The following is a 16,941-nucleotide window of genomic DNA, read 5'->3' as shown; positions in this document are numbered from 1 at the left end:
GACCAACCTAAACTCTGACAGAGGAGTTGATTGTGACCGCCACATCCGAGAGAGTTGCCGAGGCCGAAATGCCCGAAGTACCAGGCGCAGAAGCCGAACCCGAAGACGTCGAGGGCACCGACGCCGAAGACGACGACGTTGACGTCGAGGACACCCAAGCGACCGATTCGGACGACGAGGATATTCCGTTCGGGCGTGGGGCCAAGAAGGAGAAGGGCGACAAGACCCCGCTGCGCGAGCGGCCCTGGGGGCGCTATCTGCGCCGCGGCGCGCTGCCGCTGTTACTGGTTGCTTCGCTTGCGGTTAACGGCTTCCTCGGCTGGAAGTTATGGCAAGAGCACGAGGTGAGAGAGGCGGGCCAGCAGGCTCAACAGGCCGCGATTGCCTACGCGCAGGTGCTGACGAGCATCGATTCCACCAAGGTCGACGAGAACTTCCGCCAGGTGCTCGACGGTGCGACCGGCGAGTTCAAAGACATGTACACCCAGTCCAGCGTGCAGCTCCGGCAGCTGCTGATCGACAACAAGGCCAGCGCACACGGGGTGGTGGTGGACTCGGCGATTCAGTCCGAATCCGCGAATAAGGTTGTGGTGCTTGTCTTTATCGACCAGACCGTGGCCAATTCGCAGTCGCCAGATCCACGCATCGACCGCAGCCGGATCAAGATGACGATGGAAAAAGTCGACGGCCGCTGGCGGGCAAGCAAAGTCCAGCTCCTCTGAGCCGACGAGTCACGCCATGCTGAAGAGACTGAGCGCAACACTTCTCTTGCTCGCCGCGACGGCGATTCCGCACGCGGCCATCGCGCGGGCCTCGGCGCCGTCGTTCTGCGGCGAGCTCGGCGGCGACTGGGACGGCCAGTACTGCCACACCACGGTGACGTCGGAACGCAACGCCGTCCGCGACATCAAGGTCGCGGTGCCCGGCGAACTCATCGACAACCCCATCACCAGCGGCGTGGTGCGCGACTACCTGCACACCCTGGTCAACAACTGGCGCAACGCCAACGCGCACATGGCCGCCGACAGCTATGGCGAGGAGAACTACCAGATCTTCCAGCACGGCAACCTGCTCAGCGCGGTGTTCCACGAGGACTACCACGCCGACGGACCCAAGCCCAACAACGCCTACCGGACCTTCACGTTCGACATGGCCACCGGCAGACGGCTGCAGCTCTCGGATGTGACGACGTCGAACCCGCTGACCGCCATCCCGCCGCTGGCGCACCCGTTCATCGAAACAGCACTCAACCAGGCGCCGCCGCCGCACGATCCGGGGACCTACCCGTTCATCATCGACCGCTGGACTCCCGACAAGGTCTACTCCGGCGCGTACAAGGCGTGGGCGCTGACACCCGACGAATTGATCCTCTACATGCCGGACTATCCCGTCGGCCACGACGAGCCGATCAACTTCTCACCGGGCCTGCCGCAGTGGTACATGGACGGCGGCACCGTGCAGGCGCACATTCCGCTTTCCGCGCTCGGCCCGGTGCTGCGCATCTAGTCGGCGGCCCCGCCGGTCCCCGCGTACAGTAGCGGTGGTTAAGTCATCTAACTAACGCACAGACGTACGCGGAAGGGAACCGGCATGGCGCGCACCGAGAATGACACCTGGGATTTGGCGTCCAGCGTGGGCGCGACCGCCACCGCGGTCGCGACTCAGCGCGCGATGGCTTCGCAGGGTCCGGATGCGCCGCTGAACGACCCGTGGGCCGATCCCCTGGTGCGCGCGGTGGGCAGTGAGACATTCATCAAGCTGATCGACGGAAAGCTCGGCGACACCGACGATCCCGTGATGAACCGGCAGGCCGTACTCAACCAGATCACCGTGCGCACCCGGTACTTCGACGACTTCTTCGCCCACGCCACCGATGCCGGTGTGCGGCAGGCCGTGATTCTGGCGTCCGGTCTGGACACCCGGGCCTACCGACTGCCGTGGCCGGCGGACACCGTGGTCTACGAAATCGACCAACCCGGCGTGATCGACTTCAAGACCCGCACGCTGGCCGACCTGGGCGCAAAGCTGCCTGCGCAACGTCGCACGGTCGCGATCGACCTGCGCGACGACTGGCCCGCGGCGCTCGTCGACGCCGGACTCGATCCGGCACAGCCGACCGCGTGGAGCGCGGAGGGCCTGCTCGTCTATCTGCCGCCGGAGGCGCAGGACCGCTTGTTCGACAACGTCGCCGCGCTGTCGGCACCGGGCAGCCGGATCGCCTGCGAGCACATGGATTTCAGCAATATCCCCGCGGATTGGGCGGAAAAGCTGACCGAGAGGTCGCGGCGGATCGGCTCCAAGATCAACCTGGCCGAGTTGTTCTACACCGGTGATCGCAATAGCGCCGGCGACTACCTCAGCGAGCGTGGTTGGCGGGTCGACATCCGAACGACCGAGCAGGCCTTCTCCGCCAACGGTTTTCAACTTCCGCAGGACGAGCTGGCCTCGTTCGGTGGCTCCTCCGGCTACCTGTCGGCAGTGCTGAGCTGAACGAGTCGCCTTAGTTGGCCTGCCGGCGCCGCCACGATGCGTCGGACATGCAGGACCGTGACGTTGACGGCTTCCACGGCGATATCGACGACGCGGTTCAACTCTCGCACCAGCATGAACATGGTAGGGCTCAGTCCTCCGGGTTGTAGCCGAGGTTGGGGCCGAGCCAGCGCTCGGCTTCTTTGAGGGTCCAGCCCTTGCGCTTCGCGTAATCGGCGACCTGGTCCTGTGCTATCCGGCCGACCACGAAGTACTGCGACTGCGGATGCGAGAAGTACCAGCCACTGACGGCAGCACCGGGCCACATCGCCATCGACTCGGTCAGCTCGATACCGGTGCGCTCCTTGACGTCCATCAACTCCCAGATCGTCGCCTTCTCGGTGTGCTCCGGGCAGGCCGGGTAGCCGGGGGCCGGGCGGATTCCCCGGTACTTCTCCGCGATGAGCGCCTCGTTGTCCAGCTGCTCGTCGGGCTGAAATCCCCAGAACTCCTTGCGGACCCGTTGGTGCATCCGCTCGGCGAACGCCTCCGCCAGCCGGTCGGCGAGCGATTCCAGCAGGATCGCGTTGTAGTCGTCGTTGGCCTTCTTGAACTCGGCGATCTTCTCACCGCCGCCCAGCCCCGCGGTGACGGCGAAAGCGCCGATGTAGTCGGCCAGACCGGTGTCCTTGGGCGCGACGAAGTCGCCCAACGAACGGTTCGGGATGCCGTCGCGGTGCTCGCCCTGCTGGCGCAGGTTGTGCAGCCGGGTCCTCACCTCGGTGCGGGTCTCGTCGGTGTAGACCTCGATGTCGTCGCCGACCGCGTTCGCCGGGAAGAAGCCGATCACGCCGTTGGCCGTGAGCCACTTCTCCTTGATCAGGGTGTCGAGCATCTCCTGGGCGTCGTCGTACAGCTTGCGGGCGGTTTCGCCCGAGACCGGGTTGTTGAGGATGTCGGGGAACCGACCCTTCATCTCCCAGGCGTTGAAGAACGGCTGCCAGTCGATGTATTCGCGCAGCTCGGCGAGGTCGTACTCCTCGAACGCCCGCACGCCGATGCCCTGCGCGGGTACCGGCGGTGTGTAACCGTCCCACTCGATCGGCGTCCGGTTGGCGCGGGCCTTCTCCAGCGTCAGCATCGGCCGCTCGTTCTTCTGGGCGTGCCGTTCGCGCAGCGATGCGTAATCCTTCTCGGTCGCCTCCAGCAGGGCGGGACGCTGCTTGTCGTCGAGCAGCGCAGCAGCGACCGGCACCGAGCGGGAAGCGTCCTTGACCCAAACCACCGGACCGCTGCGACGCGGCGACACCTTGACCGCGGTGTGGGCGCGTGAGGTGGTCGCGCCACCGATCAGCAACGGGATCTGAAGCCCCTCGCGCTCCATCTCGACGGCGAAGTTGACCATCTCGTCCAAGGACGGGGTGATCAGTCCGGACAAGCCGATGATGTCGGCGTCGTGCTCCTTGGCCGCGTCCAGGATCTTCTGGGCGGGCACCATCACACCGAGGTCGATCACTTCATAGTTGTTGCACTGCAACACAACTCCGACGATGTTCTTGCCGATGTCGTGGACGTCGCCCTTCACCGTCGCCATGATGATCGTGCCGTTGGTGTCCTTGCTGGCGGCGGTGCCGTTCTGCTCTTTTTCCGCCTCGATGAACGGCAGCAGGTACGCGACGGCCTTCTTCATCACCCGGGCCGACTTCACCACCTGAGGCAGGAACATCTTGCCCGCGCCGAAGAGGTCACCGACGACGTTCATCCCGTCCATCAGCGGGCCCTCGATCACCTCGATCGGGCGACCACCGGCGCCCTCGATCTCGGCCCGCAGTTCCTCGGTGTCGGCATCGACGTGGGCGTCGATGCCCTTGACCAGGGCGTGCGTGATCCGCTCGCGAACCGGGAGAGATCGCCACTCGGCGGCCACCGGGTCGTCGGCCTTTTCCGAGCTGTTGAACCGTTCGGCGATCTCCAGCAGCCTTTCGGCCGCATCCTCGCGACGGTTCAGGACGACGTCCTCGATGCGGTCCCGCAGCTCGGGGTCGATCGAGTCGTAGGGCACCAGCGCACCGGCGTTGACGATGCCCATGTCCAGGCCGGCCTTGATGGCGTGGTACAGGAACACGGCGTGGATCGCCTCGCGGACGGGGTTGTTGCCCCGGAACGAGAACGACACGTTGGAGATGCCGCCGGAGATGTGCACCCCGGGAAGGTTCTCCTTGATCCAGGCGCAGGCCTCGATGAAGTCGATCCCGTACGTCGCGTGCTCTTCGATACCGGTCGCCAGCGCGAAGCAGTTCGGGTCGAAGATGATGTCCTCGGCCGGGAAGCCGACCTCTTCGGTCAGGATCCGGTAGGCACGCCCGCAGATCTCCTTACGGCGCTCCAGGTTGTCGGCCTGACCCTGCTCGTCGAAGGCCATCACGACGACGGCGGCGCCGTACTTGCGGCACAACCGGGCCTCGCGGATGAACTTCTCCTCGCCCTCCTTCATGGAGATCGAGTTGACGATCGGCTTGCCCTGCACGTTCTTCAGGCCCGCCTCGATGACCTCCCACTTGGAGGAGTCGATCATCACCGGGACGCGGCTGATGTCCGGCTCGGCCGCGATCAGCTTGGTGAACCGGTCCATCGCGGCGACGCCGTCGATCATGCCCTCGTCCATGTTGATGTCGATGACCTGCGCGCCGACCTCGACCTGCTGCAGGGCGACCGACAGCGCGGTGTCGTAGTCCTCGGCCTTGATCAGGTTGCGGAACCGGGCGGAGCCGGTGATGTTGGTGCGCTCACCGATGTTCACGAACAGGGAGTCGTCGGTGATGTTGAGCGGTTCCAGGCCCGAGAGCCGGGTGGCCACCCCGATCTCCGGCAGCTCGCGCGGCGGTTTGCCCTCGACGACCTTGGCGATCTCGGCGATGTGCGGCGGCGCCGTTCCGCAGCAACCACCGACCAGGTTCACCAGGCCGGCCTGGGCGAACTCGGCGATGTAGCCGGCCTGACGCTCCGGGGACTCGTCGTACTCGCCAAAGGCGTTGGGCAGACCGGCATTTGGGTAGCAGGAGACGAAGGTGTCGGCGATCCGGGCCATCTCGGCGATGTAGGGCCTCATCTCCGGCGCGCCCAGGGCGCAGTTGAGGCCCACCGCGATCGGCTTCGCATGTCTGATCGCGTTCCAGAATGCCTCGGTGACCTGACCGGACAACGTCCGCCCGGAGGCATCGGTGATGGTGCCCGAGATGATCACCGGCCAGCGGCGTCCGCGGTCCTCGAACAGCGTCTCGAGGGCGAACACCGCCGCCTTGGAATTCAGCGAATCGAAGATCGTCTCGACGATGAGGAGGTCGGCACCACCATCGACCAGGCCGTTCGCGGCTTCGAGGTAGGCGGCAACCAGTTGGTCGTAGGAGACGTTGCGGGCTCCGGGGTCGTTGACGTCCGGCGAGATCGACGCGGTCCGTGTCGTCGGCCCGATGGCACCGGCGACGTAGCGGGGCTTCTCCGGGGTGCTGAACTCATCGGCGGCCGCCCGCGCCAGGGCAGCGCCGGCGTAGTTCAGCTCGTAGGCCAGCTCGGCCATGTCGTAGTCGGAGAGCGAGATCGCGTTCGCGTTGAACGTGTTGGTCTCCAGGATGTCGGCGCCCGCCTCGAGGTACTCGCGGTGGATCCCCTCGATGATCTGCGGCTGCGTCAGGGTGAGCAGATCGTTGTTGCCCTGCAGAGCGGTCGGCCACTCCGTGAACCGATCGCCGCGGTAGCCGGCCTCGTCCGGCCGGTCCCGCTGTATCGCCGTGCCCATCGCGCCGTCGATCACCATGATCCGCTGGCCCAGCGCACCGGTCAGTTCGTCGGTGCAGTCGGGGCGGATGTTCGGCTCAAAGGCGTTCACACACATTCCTTCCGTAACGGAAGGCGTCCTTGACTCTGCCGAGCGTGGCGGATACCGGCGGAACCCGGAACCGTTGCAACGCCTCTCGACCCAGAAAAGTCTACGTCGTCACCGTTCAATCGACGTCTGGACGCCCAGCTCATCGCTGCGATCGACCACAGCCCGCTTGTCGTGTTGGCTCGCGGCAATCACCTCACAAGCATAGTCGTGCTATGCAAATGCCCTGGTGTACCGGCCGGTTGTGCTTCCCGCCGCGCGGCTGGAGTCGCCGCCGAGCGGGCAGGCCTTAGGCTGATTCTGTGACCCCGCCGGATCGTGGCCCGGAAGCCTTCGCGCTCCCCGACCTCCACAACACAATTGTTGTGGCGGCGTTCGAGGGCTGGAACGACGCCGGCGACGCGGCCAGCGATGCGCTGGAGCACCTCGACGCGATCTGGGAAGCCCACCCGATCGTGGAGATCGACGACGAGGCGTACTACGACTACCAGGTGAATCGCCCGGTCATCCGTCAGGTCGACGGGGTGACCCGCGAACTGGTGTGGCCGGCGATGCGGATCACCCACTGCCGGCCACCCGGCAGCGACCGCGACATCGTATTGATGCACGGGGTGGAGCCCAACATGCGCTGGCGCACGTTCTGTGCCGAGCTGCTGGCCATCGCCGACAAGCTCAACGTCGACACGGTCGTGATCCTCGGCGCGCTGCTGGCCGACACACCCCACACACGGCCCGTACCGGTCTCCGGCGCGGCCTACTCCCCCGAGTCGGCCGAACGTTTCGGCCTGCAGGAGACCCGCTACGAGGGGCCGACCGGGATCGCCGGGGTATTCCAGGACGCCTGCGTGGCGGCCGGGATCCCGGCCGTGACGTTCTGGGCCGCGGTCCCGCACTATGTGTCGCACCCGCCGAACCCGAAAGCGACGGTGGCACTGCTGCGCCGCGTCGAGGACGTGCTCGATATCGAGGTTCCGCTGGCCGATTTGCCCGCCCAGGCCGAGGAGTGGGAGCTGGCGGTCACTGAGATGGCCACCGAAGACGAGGACCTCGCCGAATACGTGCAGTCACTGGAGCAACGCGGCGACGCCGAGGTCGATGTGAACGAAGCCCTGGGCAAGATCGACGGCGACGCGCTGGCCGCCGAGTTCGAGCGCTACCTGCGCCGCCGCCGCCCGGGATTCGGGCGGTAATCGAGCGGCTTCTCCTGTTGCCCTCCTCGGCCGACTACGAAAAGATCGCTGACAAACCAACCGGATTGACAAACCCCGGTTCTTGGCACTTCGGGGAGACCCGCGGGTTGGGCTAACGACGACGATTGGACCCCCATGACCGCGCTGCCCGACACGCCTGAACCCGATGCGCACTCTTCGGGGCCTCTGAACGAAGAGGCCGGCTACCACAAGGGGCTCAAGCCCCGACAACTTCAGATGATCGCGATCGGCGGAGCGATCGGCACCGGGCTTTTCCTCGGTGCCAGCGGGCGACTCGTCAAGGCCGGCCCCGGGCTTTTCCTGGTGTACGCGTTCTGCGGAATCTTCGTGTTCTTCATGCTGCGCGCGCTGGGCGAGCTGGTGCTGCACCGTCCGTCGTCGGGTTCGTTTGTCTCCTACGCCCGCGAGTTCTTCGGCGAGAAAGCCGCCTACGTCGTCGGCTGGATGTACTTCCTGAACTGGGCGATGACGTCGATCGTCGACACCACCGCGATCGCCACCTACTTGCATCACTGGGGGGCCTTCGGGCCGATCCCACAGTGGGTTCTTGCCCTCATCGCGCTGGTGGTGGTGTTGTCGATGAACTTGATCTCCGTCGAATGGTTCGGCGAGTTCGAGTTCTGGGCGGCGCTGATCAAGGTTGTCGCACTCGTCGCGTTCCTGATCGTCGGAATTGTGTTCCTGGCCGGGCGATTCCACATCGACGGGCATGAGACCGGGCCCGGCCTCTGGGACGACCACGGCGGGCTGTTCCCGACCGGTGTGGTGCCACTGCTGGTGACGGCCTCCGGAGTGGTATTCGCTTATGCCGGAGTCGAATTGGTGGGTATCGCCGCCGGCGAGACGGCCGAGCCGGAGAAGATCATGCCGCGCGCGATCAATTCGGTGATCTTCCGCGTCGCGGTGTTCTATGTCGGATCGGTCGCCCTGCTGGGGCTGCTGCTGCCCTACACCGCCTACAAGGCCGGCGAGAGCCCGTTCGTCACGTTCTTCTCCAAGATCGGGTTCGCCGGAGCCGGTGACCTGATGAACATCGTGGTCCTCACCGCCGCTCTGTCCAGCCTGAACGCCGGACTCTATTCGACCGGTCGCGTCATGCACTCACTGGCGATGAGCGGCAGCGGCCCCAAATTCGCCAGCCGCATGACGAAACGCGGCGTGCCCTACGGGGGTATCGCCATGACCGCCGTCATCTGCCTTGGCGGTATCGCACTCAACGCCTTCAACCCCGGTGAAGCCTTCGAAATCGTGCTGCACGACGCCGCTCTGGGCATCATCGCGTCCTGGGCCATGATCGTGTTGTGTCAGCTTCGGTTCTACAAGCAAACACAAGCGGGGACCCTCGAGCGCCCCGCCTTCCGGATGCCGTTCACCCCGTACAGCGGCTACATCACGTTGGTGTTCTTGGTCGGCATTGTGGTGTTGATGGCGTTCGACGAACCGGCCGGCACCTCGAGCGTCGCAGCGTTGATCGTCATCATCCCGGCGCTGATCGGGGGTTGGTACCTGGTTCGCAAGCGAGTGGCGGCCTCCGCCGCGCGCTGGTGAGCTACGCCTTGCCGAGTTCCTCGTTGTAGGCGCTCGTGGAGCGGCCGAGCGCGGCGACCTCGGCATCCATCTGGGTCACCAGTTCGGCGGAAGCCTTGCGAACGGGTAGTTCACCGACGGTGCTGGACAGCACCGGCTTGAGCCAGCGGAATGCGACCACCCACCCCGGGCAGTAGACCCGGTCCTTGCGGCCCTCGATGCCCTTGACGAAGGCCGTCGCGCACTTGTCCACCGAGGTGGTCTTGCTCAACGGCCAGGGCAGGTGCTTGAGGAAGTCGCCGAACGAGGCCAGGTCGGACTTGGTGTCGCGGACCAGCGCGGTGTCGATCCAGGACATGTGCGCCACACCGACACCGACGCCGCGATGGCCGACCTCCAGGCGCAGCGCGTTGGCCAGATGCTCATTGCCGGCCTTCGACATGTCGTAGGACGCCATGCCCGGGGCCGCGGCGAACGCGGCCAGGGACGAGACGATCAGCAGATAGCCGCGCCGGTCGATCAGCGCGGGCAGCGTGGCGCGCGCGGTGTGAAAGACGCCGAGCAGGTTGACATCCAGCACCCGCCGGAAAGCCTCCGGGTCGACCTGCAGCACCGACCCGTAGCTGGCGATGCCGGCGTTGGCCACGGCGACGTCGAGACCGCCGAAGCGTTCCACGGCCTTGTCGACGACGGCCTGCATGGCGGGCAGATCGCGCACGTCGGCGACCATCGTCAGCACCTGATCGTCACCACCGAGTTCGGCGGCCAGCGTGTCCAACTCGGCTTTGTCGAGGTCCGTCAGCACGAGTTTGGCGCCCCTGTTGTGCAACCGGCGCGCGACCTCGGCGCCGATTCCCCGGGCACCTCCCGTGATCAGAACGACTTTGCCCTGCAGCGATGTCATGGCCGTCAACAACCTTTCGCAGCGATTACAGTTCCACGCCGAGTAGCGCGTCGATCGCGGAGGCCACCAACTTTGGCGCGTCCTCGTCGTGTCCGCCGTACTCGAGTGCGTCGGTGGTCCAACCATCAAGTGCGGCAATCGCTTTGGGCGTATCGAGATCGTCGGCCAGGTACTTGCGCACCCGGGCGATGACGTCGGTGGCATCCGGGCCGGCGGGCAGCGTCGTCGCGGTGCGCCAGCGCTGCAGCCGCACGGCCGACTCGTCGAGCAGCTGCTGGCTCCACGACCGGTCCGCGCGGTAGTGCCCGGCCAGCAGACCGAGCCGAATGGCCGACGGCGGGGCGCCTTGCGCACGCAGCCCCGACACCAATACCAGGTTGCCGCGGCTCTTCGACATCTTGTGCCCGTCCCAGCCGATCATCCCGGCATGCACGTAGTGGCGAGCGAATCGCCTTTCATTCCTTACACATTCGGCATGTGCGGCGGTGAACTCGTGATGCGGGAAGATCAAGTCGGTGCCGCCGCCCTGAATGTCCAGGCCGCTGCCGATGCGGCTGAGCGCGATCGCCGCGCATTCGACGTGCCAGCCGGGCCGGCCCGGGCCGAACGGTGACGGCCAGCTGGGCTCCCCGGGTCGCTCGGCCCGCCACAGCAGCGCGTCGAGTTGGTCGGTCTTGCCGGCGCGGTCCGGGTCGCCGCCGCGCTCGGCGAACAGCCGCAGCATGGTGTCGCGGTCGTAGCCCGACTCGTAGCCGAACTGCGGGGTGGCATCCGCGCGGTAGTAGACGTCCGGATATTCCCCCACTTCCGGGTCGACGACGTACGCCGCGCCGGACGCCAGCATCTTTTCGACCAGCTCCACGACTTCGGGAATGGCTTCGGTCGCTCCGACGTACTCGCGCGGCGGTAACACCCGCAGCGCGGTCATGTCCTCGCGGAACAGCGCCACCTCGCGATCGCCGAGCTCACGCCAGCCGATGCCGTCGCGCGCGGCCCGCTCGAACAGCGGGTCGTCGACGTCGGTGACGTTCTGCACGTAGTGCACGTCGTGCCCCAGGTCCAGCCACAGCCGGTGAATCAGGTCGAACGCCAGGTAGGTGGCCGCGTGGCCCAGATGCGTGGCGTCGTACGGCGTGATCCCGCAGACGTACATGGTGGCGGCTGAACCGGGAGGGCTCCCGGCCGCCACCGGGCGGACCTGGCGGTCGGCGGTGTCGTACAGCCGTAGCTCCGGGCCGCGTCCGGGCACCACCGGAACCTGTGCGGGAGACCACGACTGCATGCTGTCGACTTTAAGCCCGGTGACGATACGGCCCGCTGACGACCCGCTAGCGCCAGGCGTCGCGGATGGCGCCGAGCAGGATCGGCGCCACTTCGGCGCGACACATCACGAAGTCCGGCAGGTACGGGTCCTCCTGGTTGTAGCGCATCGGCGAGCCGTCCAGTCGCGACGCGTGCATACCCGCGGCCATCACCACCCCCGCCGGCGCCGCCGAATCCCATTCCCATTGGCCGCCGGCGTGCAGATAGGCGTCGACGTCACCGTCGATGATGGCCATCGCCTTGGCGCCGGCCGAGCCGATGCCGACCGGCTGGATCGCCAGCGACTGCCGCATGCGATGCAGCACGGCCGGTGGCCGGGTGGCACTGACGGCGATCCGCAACGTGTGTGGAATCCCGACCCGCGCCTGGCTGTCGGTCACCGTGTCACTGCGATACACGATGTTGTCCCGGGCCGGCAAAGAGACTGCCGCATCGGTGATTTCGCGTCGGCCATCGGTGGGACGCTGCCACAGCGCGATGTGTACCGCCCAGTCGTCACGCCCCGGGGTGGAGAACTCGCGGGTGCCGTCCACCGGGTCGATGATCCACACCCGGTCGTGCTTGAGCCGCTTGAGATCGTCATAGGCTTCCTCGCTGAGCACCGCGTCGTCGGGACGCTCGGCGCGCAGCCGCCGCAGGATCAGCTCGTTGGCCAGGCTGTCGCCCGCGTCGCCGAGCATCCAGGGATGACCGAACCCGATCTCCTCGCGCACTTTCAGCAGCAGTTCCCCCGCGTCGGCGGCGAGATCGGCGGCCAATTCGGCGTCAGTCATCTCATCGGCGGCCGGGCTCACCGCTTCAGTATCGCCGACGGCAATACCGGACCCTAAAACGCGGGCCAGGGAATGGGCCGATGCCGATTGGGGACGGGCATCACCGGGTTGTCCAGCAGCGCGTGCGCCCGCGCGCCCAGTGCCGCGATCTCCGTCCGGGTGATCTGCCCGGCCAGCGCATCGCCGAGCTCGCCGGCCAGCGCGTCGGCCAGGCCGGCGACGGACGCCAGGGTCGGATCGTCGATCGGCTTGCCGGCCCATCCCCACAGCACCGTGCGCAGTTTGTTCTCGACGTGCAGGCAGACCCCGTGATCGACGCCGTAGATGTGGCCCTCGAGGTCGCGCAGGACGTGCCCGCCCTTGCGGTCGGCGTTGTTGATCAGCACGTCGAAAACCGCCATCCGCCACAAGCGAATGTCGTCGGCGTGCATCAGGATGACCTCGTCGCCGCTGTAGTCGTGGGCCCGTAGCACCGGCAGATAACCCGGCTGCTGCCGGCCCGCGGGAAACAGGTCGACCAGATCCGGCCCGGGCCGCGGATCGCTGTCCACCGCGTCGCCGGGCTGCTGCACCCACAGCTGCAACATGCCCGGCCCTGCCGGACCGTGGCGAATGATGGTGTAGGGCACCAGGTTCCAGCCCAGCTGCGTCGAAACCTGATACGCGGCAAGTTCGCGGCCGGCCAGCGTCCCGTCAGGGAAGTCCCAGAGCGGCTGCTCACCGGAGACCGGCTTGTAGACGCAGTGCACGCTGGACTCGCCGAGCGTGGACTCGCACAGGAAGGTGGCGTTACTGGCCGAGCGGATCCGTCCGAGAATCGTCAGCTCGCCGTCCCGCAAGACCTCTCGATCGTCATTCCTCGGGTTCATCGTTGGACCCCAGTAGCGCACTGCGGTTATAACCGTTGGCGCGCGGGCAGATGTGGCCCGCGGGGTCCAGCGGTTCGTCGCACAGGGGGCATGGCGGACGTCCCGCCGAGATCACGCGATTGGATCGGGTGGCGAACTGCCGCGCCGACTCCGGGGTCAAAAACACCCGCACCGCGTCGGGGCCTTCGTCGGTGTCGTCGAGCACCACCGAGGCGTCGAACTCGGCGTCGGTGACGGCCAGCAGTTCGACCACCACGGTTTGGGCCTCCGAGTCCCAGCCCAGGCCCATCGTCCCGACCCGGAACTCAGCGTCGACCGGTGTGATGAGCGGGTTGAGGTCGTCGACCTCGGCCGGCTCCGGCGGGACGGGTGTGCCGAATCGGCGGTTCACCTCGAGCAGCAGCGCACCGATGCGTTCGGCGAGCACGGCGACCTGTTGCTTCTCCAGCACCACCGACACCACCCGGGAGTCGCCCACCGCTTGGATGTAGAAGGTGCGATTTCCGGGCTGACCGACGGTCCCGGCCACGAAGCGGTCGGGTGTGCGGAATACATGGATTGCGCGAGCCATGGCACCTCCAAAATACCGGCTGTTGCCGTCGCAAGGCGATTCGATTCGGTTGCTGCAACCGAGTTAGTCAGTGGATCCCCCGACGACCGCGTCGCTCGACGGCTCCGCCTCGGCCGGTTGTTGTTGCGACTCTTCGGGTTTGTCGCTTTCGGGGTCAGTCTTGGGTGGGGGTCCGGCCCGCAATGCCGCGGCCAGCCGTCCACCGGTGTGGTTGACGTGTAACACGAACGGCCGCAGCGTGGTGTACCGGATCACACTCACCGACGCGGGGTCGGCGGTGACGCGCTGGAACCCGTCCAGATGCATCCCATACGCGTCGGCGATCAACGACTTGATCACATCACCGTGAGTACAAGCCACCCACAGCGCGTCGCCGCCGTGCTCCTCGCTCAGCCGCCGGTCGTGTTCGCGCACCGCGGCGACCGCGCGCGACTGCACTTGCGCCAACCCCTCGCCACCGGGAAACACCGCCGCGCTGGCGTGCGCCTGCACCACCCGCCACAGCGGCTCATTGGCCAGCTCGCCGATCTTGCGGCCCGTCCACTCGCCGTAGTCCACCTCGGCGAGCCGATCCTCAACGAGCGGCTCCAGGCACAACGCCTCGGCCAGCGGCGCGACCGTGTTCCGGCAACGCAGCAGCGGCGAGGTGACCACCGCGCGGATCGGCAGGTCGCCGATGCGGTCGATCAACCCCACGGCCTGCTCGCGGCCCTTGTCGTCGAGATCGACGCCCTCGGAACGGCCGGCCAGGACGCCCGCGGTGTTCGAGGTCGAGCGGCCGTGACGCAACAGGATGACGGTCATGTCGCGGCCACCGTTCCGGTCGCCAGCAGGATCAGCACGACGGCGCCGGCCACCACTCGATAGCCCACGAACCAGTACATGCTGTGCCGCACCAGAAACCGCAGGAACCAAGCGACCGCGCTCAGCCCGATGACGAACGCGATCAGGGTGGACACCAGCAGCTGCGGGCCGGTGGCGCTCATGCCCGAAGTGACCGGATGGAAGGCGTCCGGGAGCGAGAACAGCCCCGAGGCGAACACCGCGGGGATGGCCAGCAGGAAGCCGAACCGGGCGGACAGCTCGCGGTCGAGTCCCAGAAACAGCCCCGCGCTGATCGTCGACCCGGATCGGGACACGCCCGGGATCAGCGCCAGGCATTGCGCGGCCCCGACCGCCAGTGCGTCGCGCCAGTTCAGCTCCTCGACGTGACGGGTCTGCCGGCCCAGGTACTCGGCCAGCGCGATGACGGCCGAGAAGACCACCATCGCCGTCGCAACGACCCAGAGGTTGCGCACCCCGGAGCGGATCTCGTCCTTGAACAACAGGCCCAGCACGCAGATCGGGATGCTGCCGATGATGACGTACCAGCCCATCCAGTAGTCGAGATCGCGCCGTGCCTTGGCGGCCAGTCCTTTGAACCAGGCAATGAGGATGCGCCAGATGTCGCGTGCGAAATAGACGAGCACGGCGGCTTCGGTGCCCAACTGGCTGACCGCGGTGAACGAGGCGCCGGCGTCCCCGGCGAAAAAGACCCGCGACACGATCGCCAGGTGCCCGGACGACGAGACCGGCAGGAACTCGGTCAAACCCTGCACCACCGACAGCACGCTGACCTGCCACCACGACATCGCCGAAACCGCTGCCACGACGACGACCGTACCTGGTGCGGGTGGCGGCTACCGAGGGCGACTAGCGCGGCACGGGGATTGCTCGCGCGACCGAGTCACGCACCGCCGCGGTCAAACTGCGCTCGTCGGTGAGGTCGATGTCAACCAGGCCCCGCACGGCGGTCGCGACCACATCCTCGGCCTGCGGAACGGGCCCGGAAAGGCGTGGCCGGTAAATTTCGACGACGAGCGAGCGATGCTCAATGTGAAACGAAAAACTGCGTCCGTCACCGACTTGCCCATATCCGCTCGCAAAGATCCCTGTCGAAATGTCTTCGACAGCAAACTCCTTGTCTGCGGTATGCCGGTCAGCGGTGACGGTCATAATCCGACCATACCTCTCCAGTACGGCAGATGTGGGCAACATGGCCCTATTGGATGCGGAACCGTTCCTTAGAATTTGTATTCAATGTCCGCCGAACCAAGGTTGGTTGTTGCTATCACGGCTTAGATACGAGACATTTGCAGTTCAACGATGTTTTGTTGGACTGATAGCTTTGCTGACGTTGGTCGCTGGTTGTTCATCGAATCCGCTCACCAGCGCCCCGCCGACCATCGAAGCGGCGCATCCCGCCCAGTCGCCACCGGCATCGCAGACTCCGTCCGGCACGGTGCGGCCGCTGGCCGGGCCCGCCGCGGCGACGGTCTTCGACGACGGCACGCACCAGCTGGCGGTGCTGACGCCCGGCAGCGATCCGGGAGCACCCGCCAGCCTCGCGGTGTTCGGTCCAGGGCAGGTCGCGCCGCGTGTCATCGGGCTGCCGGGCCCGGCGACCGCGGTGACCGGCGACGGTCACGGCACCGCCTACCTGGCCACCCACGGCGGCTACTTCGCGGTGGATCTGGCCGGCGGCCACACCGCACAGGTGAATGCCGCGCCGAACGTGGACTTCACTGCGATCGCGCGCCGCGCCGACGGCAAGCTGGTGCTGGGCAGCGCCGACGGCGCCGTGTACACCCTCGCCCCGCCCGGCGGCTCGGGGAGCCCCGCGGTCGAGAACCGGACGAAGATCTTCGCCCGGGTCGATTGGCTTGTCACACAAGGCAATACGACAGTGGTGCTGGATCGCGGTCAGACTTCGGTGACGACGATCGGCGCCGACGGACATGTCGCTCAGTCGCTGCGGGCCGGCGCCGGCGCAACCACCATGGCCGCCGATCCGGTGGGCCGGGTCCTGGTGGCCGACACCCGCGGCGACGAACTGCTGGTGTACGGGGTCGACCCGCTGATCCTGCGGCAGGCCTACCCGGTGCGGCAGGCCCCGTACGGATTGGCCGGCTCTCCCGATTTGGCCTGGGTGTCACAAACCGCATCGAATATGGTTATTGGTTACGATTTATCAACCGGAATTCCCGTCGAAAAGGTGCGTTACCCAACTGTGCAGCAACCCAACTCGCTGGCCTTTGACGAAGCTTCGGACACCTTGTACGTGGTGTCGGGCTCCGGTGCAGGGGTCCAGGTCATCGAGCGCGCGGCGGGAACGCGTTGACGGCGGCGCGGTGGAGTCGGCTGCCGGCGGGCTGGGTCGCGGACATGTCGGACGACTACGAGTGGGTGCCGCTGCGCCTGCCGCCGGAAGTCACCAGGCTCACCGCCTCCATCCGGCTGTCCATCGAGGCCGAATACCGTGGCTGGGAGCTCACCCGGGTGCGACTGTATAACGACGGTAGCAGACGGGTGTTGTTGCGCCGCAAGAAGTCTCGTGTCAGTGACCGACGGCCCGATCAGCCGGAACTGTGA

16 protein-coding genes are annotated in these 16,941 nt (G+C 66.6%); 7 read left to right on the top strand and 9 right to left on the bottom strand.

The window, feature by feature from the left end; genetic code table 11:
- The first annotated feature begins 68 nt into the window (after window positions 1–68).
- The 3 genes from LMQ14_RS11345 to LMQ14_RS11335 all read left to right on the top strand — a co-directional run bounded on the left by LMQ14_RS11345 (window position 69) and on the right by LMQ14_RS11335 (window position 2,490).
- Entirely contained in the window at window positions 69–722 is a 654-nt protein-coding gene (locus LMQ14_RS11345; RefSeq protein WP_267735456.1) for a DUF3329 domain-containing protein, read from the top strand.
- A 16-nt stretch (window positions 723–738) separates the two neighbouring features.
- On the top strand, window positions 739–1,506 hold the full coding sequence (locus LMQ14_RS11340) for a mannan-binding family protein (RefSeq protein WP_267734819.1): 768 nt from the start codon (window positions 739–741) through the stop codon (window positions 1,504–1,506).
- 84 nt (window positions 1,507–1,590) lie between these two features.
- A complete protein-coding gene (locus LMQ14_RS11335; protein WP_267734818.1) occupies window positions 1,591–2,490 on the top strand; it encodes a class I SAM-dependent methyltransferase in 900 nt (299 codons plus the stop codon).
- A gap of 130 nt (window positions 2,491–2,620) precedes the next feature.
- On the opposite strand, the gene metH is transcribed toward LMQ14_RS11335, so the two are convergent.
- Window positions 2,621–6,361 carry a methionine synthase gene (gene metH / locus LMQ14_RS11330; RefSeq protein WP_267734817.1) on the bottom strand — a complete coding sequence of 1,247 codons (3,741 nt, stop codon included), beginning with the start codon at window positions 6,359–6,361 and terminating at the stop codon, window positions 2,621–2,623.
- 293 nt (window positions 6,362–6,654) lie between these two features.
- Between metH and LMQ14_RS11325 the strand changes: the two genes are divergently transcribed.
- Together LMQ14_RS11325 and LMQ14_RS11320 are read left to right on the top strand one after the other, a co-directional pair.
- Window positions 6,655–7,542: a PAC2 family protein gene (locus tag LMQ14_RS11325; RefSeq protein ID WP_267734816.1), complete on the top strand. Its 888-nt coding sequence runs from the start codon at window positions 6,655–6,657 to the stop codon at window positions 7,540–7,542.
- Between the two features lie 135 nt (window positions 7,543–7,677).
- A complete protein-coding gene (locus LMQ14_RS11320) occupies window positions 7,678–9,111 on the top strand; it encodes an amino acid permease (RefSeq protein WP_267734815.1) in 1,434 nt (477 codons plus the stop codon).
- A gap of 1 nt (window position 9,112) precedes the next feature.
- Here the strand turns inward: LMQ14_RS11320 and LMQ14_RS11315 are convergent, their stop codons facing one another.
- The 8 genes from LMQ14_RS11315 to LMQ14_RS11280 all read right to left on the bottom strand — a co-directional run bounded on the left by LMQ14_RS11315 (window position 9,113) and on the right by LMQ14_RS11280 (window position 15,525).
- Window positions 9,113–9,994: an SDR family oxidoreductase gene (locus LMQ14_RS11315; protein WP_267734814.1), complete on the bottom strand. Its 882-nt coding sequence runs from the start codon at window positions 9,992–9,994 to the stop codon at window positions 9,113–9,115.
- Between the two features lie 25 nt (window positions 9,995–10,019).
- Entirely contained in the window at window positions 10,020–11,276 is a 1,257-nt protein-coding gene (gene mshC / locus LMQ14_RS11310) for a cysteine--1-D-myo-inosityl 2-amino-2-deoxy-alpha-D-glucopyranoside ligase (protein ID WP_267734813.1), read from the bottom strand.
- A gap of 46 nt (window positions 11,277–11,322) precedes the next feature.
- Window positions 11,323–12,090 carry a 3'(2'),5'-bisphosphate nucleotidase CysQ gene (locus LMQ14_RS11305; RefSeq protein WP_267735455.1) on the bottom strand — a complete coding sequence of 256 codons (768 nt, stop codon included), beginning with the start codon at window positions 12,088–12,090 and terminating at the stop codon, window positions 11,323–11,325.
- Between the two features lie 53 nt (window positions 12,091–12,143).
- Window positions 12,144–12,959: an SCO1664 family protein gene (locus LMQ14_RS11300; protein ID WP_267734812.1), complete on the bottom strand. Its 816-nt coding sequence runs from the start codon at window positions 12,957–12,959 to the stop codon at window positions 12,144–12,146.
- The gene (locus LMQ14_RS11295; RefSeq protein ID WP_267734811.1) at window positions 12,943–13,530 is read right to left on the bottom strand and encodes a DUF3090 domain-containing protein; all 588 of its coding nucleotides are present in this window, start codon (window positions 13,528–13,530) and stop codon (window positions 12,943–12,945) included. Before LMQ14_RS11295 ends, LMQ14_RS11300 begins: the two co-directional genes overlap by 17 nt.
- A gap of 63 nt (window positions 13,531–13,593) precedes the next feature.
- A complete protein-coding gene (locus LMQ14_RS11290; protein ID WP_267734810.1) occupies window positions 13,594–14,334 on the bottom strand; it encodes a histidine phosphatase family protein in 741 nt (246 codons plus the stop codon).
- Complete coding sequence (locus tag LMQ14_RS11285) at window positions 14,331–15,161, bottom strand: undecaprenyl-diphosphate phosphatase (protein WP_267735454.1); 831 nt, start codon at window positions 15,159–15,161, stop codon at window positions 14,331–14,333. The genes LMQ14_RS11290 and LMQ14_RS11285 overlap by 4 nt, the downstream gene beginning before the upstream one ends.
- A gap of 61 nt (window positions 15,162–15,222) precedes the next feature.
- Entirely contained in the window at window positions 15,223–15,525 is a 303-nt protein-coding gene (locus LMQ14_RS11280; RefSeq protein WP_267734809.1) for a hypothetical protein, read from the bottom strand.
- A gap of 109 nt (window positions 15,526–15,634) precedes the next feature.
- Between LMQ14_RS11280 and LMQ14_RS11275 the strand changes: the two genes are divergently transcribed.
- Both LMQ14_RS11275 and LMQ14_RS11270 read left to right on the top strand, forming a co-directional pair.
- Window positions 15,635–16,690, top strand: coding sequence for a YncE family protein (locus tag LMQ14_RS11275; RefSeq protein ID WP_267734808.1), 1,056 nt, complete (start codon window positions 15,635–15,637; stop codon window positions 16,688–16,690).
- Complete coding sequence (locus LMQ14_RS11270; RefSeq protein WP_267734807.1) at window positions 16,687–16,941, top strand: DUF5703 family protein; 255 nt, start codon at window positions 16,687–16,689, stop codon at window positions 16,939–16,941. Before LMQ14_RS11275 ends, LMQ14_RS11270 begins: the two co-directional genes overlap by 4 nt.

It is taken from the genome of Mycobacterium sp. Aquia_213 (genome assembly GCF_026625985.1).
Classification (GTDB): Bacteria; Actinomycetota; Actinomycetes; order Mycobacteriales; family Mycobacteriaceae; genus Mycobacterium.
This window is presented reverse-complemented; position numbering and strand designations above follow the sequence as displayed.

Coding starts and splice junctions, on each gene's coding strand:
- LMQ14_RS11290 (WP_267734810.1), bottom strand. CDS start 14,334: ATGACCGTCATCCTGTTGCGTCACGGCCGCTCGACCTCGAACACCGCG.
- LMQ14_RS11315 (WP_267734814.1), bottom strand. CDS start 9,994: ATGACATCGCTGCAGGGCAAAGTCGTTCTGATCACGGGAGGTGCCCGG.
- LMQ14_RS11335 (WP_267734818.1), top strand. CDS start 1,591: ATGGCGCGCACCGAGAATGACACCTGGGATTTGGCGTCCAGCGTGGGC.
- LMQ14_RS11285 (WP_267735454.1), bottom strand. CDS start 15,161: ATGTCGTGGTGGCAGGTCAGCGTGCTGTCGGTGGTGCAGGGTTTGACC.
- LMQ14_RS11340 (WP_267734819.1), top strand. CDS start 739: ATGCTGAAGAGACTGAGCGCAACACTTCTCTTGCTCGCCGCGACGGCG.
- LMQ14_RS11300 (WP_267734812.1), bottom strand. CDS start 12,959: ATGAACCCGAGGAATGACGATCGAGAGGTCTTGCGGGACGGCGAGCTG.
- LMQ14_RS11305 (WP_267735455.1), bottom strand. CDS start 12,090: ATGACTGACGCCGAATTGGCCGCCGATCTCGCCGCCGACGCGGGGGAA.
- mshC (WP_267734813.1), bottom strand. CDS start 11,276: ATGCAGTCGTGGTCTCCCGCACAGGTTCCGGTGGTGCCCGGACGCGGC.
- LMQ14_RS11345 (WP_267735456.1), top strand. CDS start 69: ATGCCCGAAGTACCAGGCGCAGAAGCCGAACCCGAAGACGTCGAGGGC.
- LMQ14_RS11320 (WP_267734815.1), top strand. CDS start 7,678: ATGACCGCGCTGCCCGACACGCCTGAACCCGATGCGCACTCTTCGGGG.
- metH (WP_267734817.1), bottom strand. CDS start 6,361: ATGTGTGTGAACGCCTTTGAGCCGAACATCCGCCCCGACTGCACCGAC.
- LMQ14_RS11295 (WP_267734811.1), bottom strand. CDS start 13,530: ATGGCTCGCGCAATCCATGTATTCCGCACACCCGACCGCTTCGTGGCC.
- LMQ14_RS11280 (WP_267734809.1), bottom strand. CDS start 15,525: ATGACCGTCACCGCTGACCGGCATACCGCAGACAAGGAGTTTGCTGTC.